Origin of the sequence: Marinimicrobium sp. UBA4509 (assembly GCF_002388575.1) — a bacterium.
GTDB lineage: Bacteria > Pseudomonadota > Gammaproteobacteria > Pseudomonadales > Cellvibrionaceae > Marinimicrobium > Marinimicrobium koreense.
In genome coordinates, this window is sequence record NZ_DGMV01000085.1 from 42110 (window position 1) to 49642 (window position 7533).

At 62.0% G+C, this 7533-nt stretch carries 8 protein-coding genes; 3 read left to right on the forward strand and 5 right to left on the reverse strand.

Annotated features, from left to right (window positions below; all coding sequences use genetic code 11):
* The 3 genes from B3520_RS16280 to hemC all read right to left on the reverse strand — a co-directional run.
* The coding region (locus B3520_RS16280; RefSeq protein WP_286876441.1) for a uroporphyrinogen-III C-methyltransferase at positions 1-1028 on the reverse strand (1028 nt) is incomplete at its 3' end.
* A complete protein-coding gene (locus tag B3520_RS16285; protein ID WP_286806730.1) occupies positions 1021-1875 on the reverse strand; it encodes a uroporphyrinogen-III synthase in 855 nt (284 codons plus the stop codon). The genes B3520_RS16285 and B3520_RS16280, both read right to left, overlap by 8 nt.
* Positions 1872-2807 (reverse strand): hydroxymethylbilane synthase, encoded by a 936-nt coding sequence (hemC, locus tag B3520_RS16290; protein ID WP_286806731.1) that lies wholly within the window; start codon positions 2805-2807, stop codon positions 1872-1874. Before hemC ends, B3520_RS16285 begins: the two co-directional genes overlap by 4 nt.
* A gap of 169 nt (positions 2808-2976) precedes the next feature.
* Between hemC and B3520_RS16295 the strand changes: the two genes are divergently transcribed.
* Positions 2977-3189 (forward strand): hypothetical protein, encoded by a 213-nt coding sequence (locus B3520_RS16295; protein WP_286806733.1) that lies wholly within the window; start codon positions 2977-2979, stop codon positions 3187-3189.
* A gap of 60 nt (positions 3190-3249) precedes the next feature.
* Positions 3250-4152, forward strand: a complete 903-nt coding sequence (locus B3520_RS16300; protein WP_286806735.1) for a hypothetical protein — start codon at positions 3250-3252, stop codon at positions 4150-4152.
* Here the strand turns inward: B3520_RS16300 and B3520_RS16305 are convergent.
* Both B3520_RS16305 and B3520_RS16310 read right to left on the reverse strand, forming a co-directional pair.
* Entirely contained in the window at positions 4149-4883 is a 735-nt protein-coding gene (locus B3520_RS16305; protein WP_286806737.1) for a LytR/AlgR family response regulator transcription factor, read from the reverse strand. The genes B3520_RS16300 and B3520_RS16305 overlap by 4 nt on opposite strands.
* 3 nt (positions 4884-4886) lie before the next feature.
* The gene (locus tag B3520_RS16310; protein WP_286806739.1) at positions 4887-5939 is read right to left on the reverse strand and encodes a sensor histidine kinase; all 1053 of its coding nucleotides are present in this window, start codon (positions 5937-5939) and stop codon (positions 4887-4889) included.
* A 132-nt stretch (positions 5940-6071) separates the two neighbouring features.
* On the opposite strand from B3520_RS16310, the gene argH reads away from it, so the two are divergent.
* Complete coding sequence (gene argH, locus B3520_RS16315; RefSeq protein ID WP_286876443.1) at positions 6072-7472, forward strand: argininosuccinate lyase; 1401 nt, start codon at positions 6072-6074, stop codon at positions 7470-7472.
* The last annotated feature ends 61 nt before the right edge of the window (positions 7473-7533 follow it).

Consider the following 7533-nt stretch of genomic DNA (forward strand, 5'->3'; position numbering starts at 1 on the left):
CAGAGCCAGTCGGCCGCGCGGGTGAGGCTGGATTGATAGAGCTCGGTCTGCTCCCGCAACAGCGCCGCCTGGGCCTGCTCCAACATCAACTGCAGTTGCTGGCGCAGAATGAACTGCTCGCGCGGGTCAGCCAGGGAGGCAATGGGCTGATCATGATGGCGAATCCGGATATGGCCACTGATACGCTCGACCAGGCGGGCGAAACTCTGTTTGATGGTTGCCCAGGGTCCGGTGTTGGCTTCAGCCGACGCTTCATCGGGGACGGTGTTGTCGGGTGTGCTGCGCATGGGTTCCACCAGTGGCAGCGTGGGTACCTGTTCGTTCAGGGCCAATAACCGCAGGTACAGACCCTCCCGATCCACCTGATCGGCGAGCTTCAGGGCCTGGATGTCCCGCGCCAGGGCCCGGCGGATCGGCAGCAGGTCCGCATCGCCCAGGTCGCGCAGAATGGCATCGGTGGTTTCCGCCAGGGCGAGTGCATTGCGGCTGTCCCGCTCCAGTACCAGGCGCTGGTTGGCCAGGCGCAGCAGGTACTCGGCCTCGGCCAGCTTCCAGTCCTCCCGGTCGGTGCTGGCGATGGCGCTCAGGCGGCGGTCCACCCGGTTCAGGCGCTGCTCCATCTGGCTGATGATCTCGGCCTGGCCTCGCTGGGCGCTTTGCACATCGGCTCGCAAATCGCTGCTGAGCTGACCGGGCAACTGGTCGAGGGCGCGGTCCTGCTGACGGAGGGCCTGGGATTGCTCGGCCAGGCGCTGCTGCAGCGCTGTCACCTGCTCGCGCTGCTGTTCCAGATCCTGCCAGACCCACCAGACGCCGTATCCAGCGGCCAGGGGCAGGCCGACGCAGATCAACACCAGCAGCAACCAGCCCCATCGGTGCGCACGGCCGCTTTTGTTGGCCGGTGTTTTCTTGCTGGGGCGTTTGGGGGTGCCCTTGTCCGCCCTGTCACTGGTGGTGTCCGCCGGTGTCTTGTCGGCGGGGGGCGTGGATTCCTGGGTGGTGTCGTTGGTCTGGTCGTTATCAGTCACAGTCGTGGGTTCCGTCTGTCTGCAAAAGGGTCGGGTCGATGGCGGCGCGTTCAAGGGCGGCCAGCATACCCGGGTCGGTGGCGTTTTCAGCGGTCAGCACGCGGGTATAGCCCAGCGCGCGCGCCTGCTGGGCAACCCGCTCCCCGGGCACCAGCAGTGTCCCTCGGGCCAGGCGCCGAGCCTGGTCGGAAGGCAGTGCCCGGCGGACCTGATGAAAGTTTTCCAGGGTCTCACCACTGTGTAAGGCCACCATCAGGGGTGTTTCGTTCAGTTCCACCAGCGCCTGGTTCAGCTGTGTGGCGGCGTCATCCGGGCACTGGCGTTGGTATAACTCACAGTAATCCACCCGGGCACCGCGCTCACGCAGTGTCTCGGCCAGCACGCCCCGGCCGCCCACGCCGCGGAAGATCACAATGCGCTCGCCCGCCACGGATTGCAATTCGGGGGCCGCCAGCAGGGCCTCACTGTTCATGGCGCCGTCCGACTGCCAGGCGGTCACCGGTACGCCATAGGCTTCCAGCGCCCTGCCGGTGCGTTCGCCGACCCCGTAATACTCGATCCGGATGGGCAACTGCGGCCAGTAATCCTCCAGCCATTCAAACGCATAGGCGACGGCGTTCTGGCTGACGAAAATCGCTTTCTGGTAGAGGTCGAAATCCAGTATGCACTGTTTGATCGCCTGCTTCGCCTCGGGCGTCGAGACCGGGCTCAGCGTCAGCAGGGGGGCGACCACCGCGTGAGCGCCCCGCGCCCTGAGTGTGTCCGCCCAGGCCTCGGCCTGGGCTTCGGGCCGGGTGACCAGCACCTGCAGGCCGGTCAGCGTGTCCGCTCCGGCGCTCCGGGTCACTTCAGCTCCCGTCCGTACACGTCCGCCAGAATCCGGTCGGCGCCCGCCGCCAGCAGCCGCTCGGCCAGCGCAATGCCCATCGCCTCACCCTCGGCGACCGGGCCACGAATCTCATCGTAGAGCATTTCCGTGCCGTCCGGTGAGCCCACGAGACCGCGCAACCACAGCCCCTCATCACTGGGTATAGCATAGCAGGCAATGGGCACCTGGCAGCCGCCTTCCAGGCGCCGGTTCATGGCCCGCTCCGCCAATACCAGCTCTGCGGTGGGCTCGTGGTGCAGGGGGGCGATCAGCTCAATGGTGCGCAAATCCTCGGTGCGGCACTCAATGCCCACGGCGCCCTGCCCGCCCGCGGGCAGGGACTCCTCCGGGGCGATGCGGCTGCGAATCCGCTCCTTCAGCTCCAGACGCACCAGGCCAGCGGTGGCCAGGACAATGGCGTCGTACTCGCCGTCGTCGAGCTTGCGCAGGCGGGTCTGCACGTTGCCGCGAAGAAACTTGACCTCCAGGTCCGGCCGGGCGGCCAGAATCTGGCACTGCCGGCGCAGGCTGGAGGTGCCCACCACGGTGCCGCCGGGCATATCGCTGAGCTGGTCGTAGCGGTTGGAAACAAAAGCATCGCGCGGATCTTCCCGCGGGCAGATGACCGGCAGGCCGAGCCCCTCCGGGAACTCCATGGGCACATCTTTCATGGAGTGCACTGCGATATCCGCCTCGCCACTGGTAATCGCGTGCTCCAACTCTTTTACAAACAGCCCTTTGCCGCCCACTTTGGCCAGGGGCACATCCAGAATCTTGTCACCCCGGCTGACCAGGGGCACCAGCTCCACGGTCAGCCCCGGGTGGTGGCGCTCCAGCTCGGCCTTGACGTATTCGGCCTGCCAGAGTGCGAGCAGGGATTTGCGGGTGGCGATGCGTAGGGTCTCGGACATAATTCATCCCGTTGCGAGTGCGTGTCAGTGCGGGATGATACCAGACCAGGTGAGAGAAAAAGTGGGCATGATTACAGCGATTATCCTTAGTTAGGTTGTTTGCTTTCCTGGAGCGCCGCGGTATCGTCATGGTTCGTTCATTCGCTGTGGGAGTGATATGAGGTGTGACATGAATTACCACAAAATGGTGCCACCTGACGAAAACCAGCCGATGGATTGGTCCATGGAAAGTATCATTCAGGCATTGGAGTCAGACCGCTTAGCTGGCAGCCTGTCTTCCAAGGTGAGTAACGCCGCTATCCGTTATGGCGTAGATCCGGAGGATTCGACCAGATTGTTGGCCTATAGTAATGAGGGCACGCAAGTAATTTCGGACCAGTGATTACTCACTTTTCGAGCGTTCAGCGCGGGCGTTGGCAGAGGGAAAACAGAAGGAGTCGTTGTGCAAAAGGCAGCTATTGGAGTGTCATTGGCGTTGGGTATTATGGGCACGATCTATTTGTATCTTGATCTGTCTTCCGAAGACACATTGCCGGAAGGATCAGCTATTGATAGCCCCGAAGAAGACAGGTCGCGTTCGGTAAACTCTCCCGATATTCAAGCTGAAGAGGCCATCTGGCAAAAGCTGGGTGATCGTCTGGCGGGGCGTATGGCATCGTCGGGCTCAGATGAGTTGCCGCTGAGTCCGCCAGACGAAGCCTCGGAACCAGTATTTGATACCCGTGCCGATTGGTTGGCTGCGGCAGGGGTTACAGCCGAGGATGATGCGGAAGCGCGCCAGTGGGCGTTCGACCGTGGCTTTGAGACGCACTCTCTCGGGTATGAATTTTACGATCATGAAACGCTAAAGTCTCTCGCAGACGCCGGGGACATTTTTGCCATACAACGGCTTGCCGAGCACGCGGCATGGAAAGAGGGCCAGCTGGAAAAAGCGGCGGTTCTCTATCGCGAAGCGGCTGTTCGTGGTTCGGTCGTGGCGGTCGATCGAATGGCGGGAAATGAGGTGGCCATGGCGCAGCGAGCGAACGTGAGTGATCGGCGCGATAGCACGAAACGCCATCTCATTAATGCTCTTGCCTGGACCGCAGTACTGAGGCGTCGTGTGGGCGACCTGCCCATGCCGGGTTTGAGAGAGGATTTCATACTCTCGCAATTGGAACGGTTTGAGGTGACTTTGAATGACGCGGATTTGAACTCCATCGACGTTCAATCACAAGCCCTGTTCCAAGACCTAATGCAGACTCGAGCTGAGCTGGGATTTGACGAATTTGATAATTCAATATCCGTCTTGTACAAAAAACTCAAACGCCATGGGCTGGAAGATGCAGCGATAAGAAACCCCTAGATTTTCTGAAGCAGCTCCTTCAACGCGCTGGCATGTCGCCGGCTCACCGGCGGCCGATGGTCGGTATCCGCCAGACGCACCTGATAGTGTCCTTCATTGTCCCGCTCCATGGCCTGGATGTGATTGACCGACACCAGCACGCTGCGGTGGGTGCGCAGAAAGCGATCGCCGAAGGCCTCTTCCAGCTCCTTCAAGGTGTCGTCCAGCAGGTGCTCGCCGCGGTCGTGATAGACGGTGACGTACTTCTGGTCGGCCATAAAATAGCGCACGCTATCGAGGGGAATCAGCTCGACGCCGCGGGGTGTTTTAGCGCTGATATGGCTGCGTTCTTTACCTGCCGGGTGACGGCCCTGCTGGGCCCGCTTCTGAAGCTTGTTGGGCGTGCGGGCTTTTTCCAGCACTTCCAGTAACTGTTCGGCGCGCACGGGTTTGAGCAGATAGCCCACAGCCTGGGTTCCGAAGGCATCCAGGGCATACTCGTCGAAGGCGGTGCAGAAGATGACCGCCGGTGGGTCCTCGAGCTCGCCGATCCGGTGGGCGGCGGTGACGCCGTCGTCGCCCGGCATGCGGACATCCAGCAGGACCACATCCGGGTCGTGGTGGGCAATGGCGGTCAGAGCCGAGGCGCTGTCGCCGGCCTGGGCCACCACGGAATAGCCGTCCAACTGGTCGACCATGCGAGCCAGTCGCTCGCGGGCCAGGGGTTCATCGTCGACAATCAGGACATCCATGGGTCACTCCGTCGGGTAAGTGATGATCAGGTTAAACCTACCGCCTTCGCGGCGCTCGGACAAGCGCGCCGCCGGGCCAAAGTGCGCCTGCAGTCGGTGGCGGACATTATCCAGCGCCATGCGGTTGGTCTGCCGGGCCTGCTCCGGGTGGCGGTCGGCAGGTAGGGGGTTATCGATCCGGATCGCCACCTGGTTGCCGGAGCGGGCGATCTGGATCTGGATGTCGCCCCCCTCCGGCCTCGGCTCGATGCCATGGAAAACGGCGTTTTCCAACAGCGGTTGTAGCAACAGGGCGGGAATGGGCGTGCTCTCTGGCAGCTCGTCCAGATGCCAATCCACGCGCAACCGGTCTCCCAGGCGCAGTTGCTCCATGGCCAGGTAGCCCCGGCACAGCGCCAACTCCCGGTTCAGGGGAATCAACGCCGGTTCGGCCAGGCTGGCGCGAAACAGGCCGGCCAGATCCTCCACCGCCCGTTCGGCCCGGTCCGGCGCCGTGGCAATCAGACTGGCGATGCTGTTGAGGCTGTTGAACAGAAAATGAGGGCGAATGCGCGATTGCAGGGCCTGAATCCGGGCGCTCAACTCGGCCTGCTGTTGGTTGCGCAGCTGCTGCTGCAGATACAGGTAACGCAAGCCGATGCCCGCCAGAATGGCGGCGGCCAGCAGATTTTCCGCCAGTTGCCAGCCGTCGAGCCGAAGCTCGGCACCCAGAAAGGCCTGCAAGAGCCACTGCCCGAGCAGGGAGAAAATGACCGTCACGGCCAGCACCAGCCCGTAGCTGAGAGCGCCGGCCCGCACTGGGGTACAGCGGTTCAGGCGTGGTTGCAGGCGGCACAGCAGAACCGCGCTAACCAGCACGATCCACTGCACCAGAAAGGAGTACAGGGCGATGGAATCCCAACTGAGCTGGGCCAAGCCCCGGTTGATCATGGCCAGCAACACCGCCAGCAGCTCCGCCACCAACACCAGCAGCAGCACCGCCTGGGGTGCACACAGGTTGGGCAGGAAGCTTGTGCTCTCGCCGGGGGCGGGTCTGGCTGTTGGGTTATCCGTCAAAGTAGGCCTCGATTACGTTATACTGTGCGCCTTTCGTGCCGCTATCCTACGCGTTTTGCGCACCCTGAGGCGATTTACGCGCCCGATTTGTGAACCAATTATTATCTACGTCCAATTACAGCGAGTGTCTTCATGAGCCAGAGTGATCAAAACACCGAGTCGACCAACCAGTCCTGGGGCGGTCGCTTCTCCGAGCCCACCGATGCTTTTGTGGAGCGTTTTACCGCCTCCGTCGGTTTTGATTATCGCCTCTACGCTCAGGACATCAAGGGCTCCATCGCCCATGCCACCATGCTCGCCAAGGTCGGGGTGCTGACCGAAGCTGAGCGGGACCTGATTATTGAAGGCCTCGAAGGTGTACGCGCCGATATCGAAGCGGGCAAATTTGAGTGGTCCGTGAGCCTGGAAGATGTGCATATGAACATCGAGGCGGCCCTGACCAAGCGCATTGGCATCGCCGGCAAAAAGCTGCACACCGGCCGTTCGCGCAATGATCAGGTGGCCACCGACATTCGCCTTTACCTGCGCGATGCCATTGATGTGATCAGCGGCGAGCTGAGCCGTCTGCAGACCGGCCTGCTGGATCTGGCCGAGCGCGAAGCCGACACCATCATGCCCGGCTTCACCCACCTGCAGACCGCCCAGCCGGTCACTTTTGGCCATCACCTGCTGGCCTGGTTCGAAATGCTCCAGCGCGATCACGGCCGCCTGCGCGACTGCCGGGCTCGTCTGAATCAGTCGCCTCTGGGCGCCGCCGCGCTGGCCGGTACCACCTACCCCATCGATCGGGCCATGACTGCCGAGCTGCTGGGCTTTGACAAGCCCACCGAAAACTCCCTGGACTCGGTCAGCGACAGGGATTTTGCCATCGAGTTCTGCAGTTTCGCCAGCATTCTGATGACCCACCTGTCCCGCGCCAGTGAAGAGCTGGTGTTGTGGACCTCGGCCCAGTTCGGTTTTATCGATCTGCCCGATCGCTTCTGCACCGGCTCTTCCATTATGCCGCAGAAGAAAAACCCCGATGTACCCGAACTGGTGCGCGGTAAAACCGGCCGGGTCAACGGCCATCTGATCAGCCTGCTGACCCTGATGAAGTCCCAGCCTCTGGCCTACAACAAGGACAACCAGGAAGACAAAGAACCGCTGTTCGACGCCGTTGACACCGTCCGTGATTGCCTGCGTGCGTTCGCCGATATGATTCCGGCCATTGAGTCGCGTAAAGACAATATGTATGAGGCGGCCAAGCGCGGTTTCTCCACCGCCACCGACCTGGCGGACTACCTGGTGCGCAAGGGCACTCCCTTCCGGGATGCGCACGAAGTGGTGGGCAAGTCCGTGGCCTATGGTCTGAAAACCGGCAAGGATCTGTCGGAAATGACGCTGGATGAGTTGCAGCAGTTTTCCGATACCATCGAGCAGGATGTGTTTGACGTGCTGACTCTGGAAGGCTCCGTGGCGGCCCGCAACCACATCGGCGGCACTGCCCCGGATCAGGTGCGCGCCGCGGTCCAGCGAGCGCGAACCACCTTGTGAAGCTGATTGAGCCCAGTGTCGGGTTACGCTTCGCTAACCCGACCTCTCATAACTCAGTCAA

Excerpts from the sequence above, each read along its gene's own strand:
- B3520_RS16295 (WP_286806733.1), top strand. The coding sequence starts at position 2,977 with ATGAATTACCACAAAATGGTGCCACCTGACGAAAACCAGCCGATGGAT.
- B3520_RS16305 (WP_286806737.1), bottom strand. The coding sequence starts at position 4,883 with ATGGATGTCCTGATTGTCGACGATGAACCCCTGGCCCGCGAGCGACTG.
- argH (WP_286876443.1), top strand. The coding sequence starts at position 6,072 with ATGAGCCAGAGTGATCAAAACACCGAGTCGACCAACCAGTCCTGGGGC.
- hemC (WP_286806731.1), bottom strand. The coding sequence starts at position 2,807 with ATGTCCGAGACCCTACGCATCGCCACCCGCAAATCCCTGCTCGCACTC.